The organism is Bowdeniella nasicola, from assembly GCF_001907295.1.
GTDB classification, from domain to species: Bacteria; Actinomycetota; Actinomycetes; order Actinomycetales; family Actinomycetaceae; genus Bowdeniella; species Bowdeniella nasicola.
Genome location: NZ_MQVR01000200.1, coordinates 1 through 561 on the forward strand (window position 1 = coordinate 1; position 561 = coordinate 561).

The 561-nt window shown below is 64.9% G+C and carries 1 protein-coding gene; it reads left to right on the top strand.

Translation table 11 applies throughout. The features are described from left to right. Positions 1 to 256: 256 nt before the first annotated feature. A partial coding sequence (locus tag BSZ39_RS13070) for a transposase family protein (RefSeq protein ID WP_169829098.1) occupies positions 257 to 561 on the top strand: 305 nt, incomplete at its 3' end.

The following is a 561-nucleotide window of genomic DNA, read 5'->3' on the forward strand; positions in this document are numbered from 1 at the left end:
GACCATGACCGATACCGACACGCCCGCACTAGCAAGCTAAAACCCCAAACGAGAGGAAAACGCCGTTACACCACTACAAGGGACTTGACCGTGGGCGCGCCGATCGGGCAAGGGTGTTGGGGGTAGACGTCGAGGTCCCCGATGATGAGTGGACTTTAACCCCCCGCTGATCTCAAGGACCTCGACAATGCCTAATCCTACGTGCCCCTGCGCTGTTGCTCTGGATCGCTGTGCCAGGTGTGACGTCCTGCTCGGATTGCCTGACTTCCATCTCATCCACGCCGAGGTCACCGACACCGCCGTCGTCCTCGACGTCGAGGCCTGCGACTCGCTGACCGGTTGCCCCGGTTGCGGCGTCATCCCGACCGGCCACGGACGCATCACTGTGACCCTGGTCGATGCTCCGTCCGCTGGACGACCTGCCCGCCTGCGGTGGCGCAAACACCGCTGGATCTGCCGCGAGTCTGCCTGCCCGGTCGTGACCTTCACCGAGCAGAACCCGCAGGTAGCCGCACCACGCGCCCTGCTGACGAGCCGCGCGGTGTCCTGGGCGATCCGCCA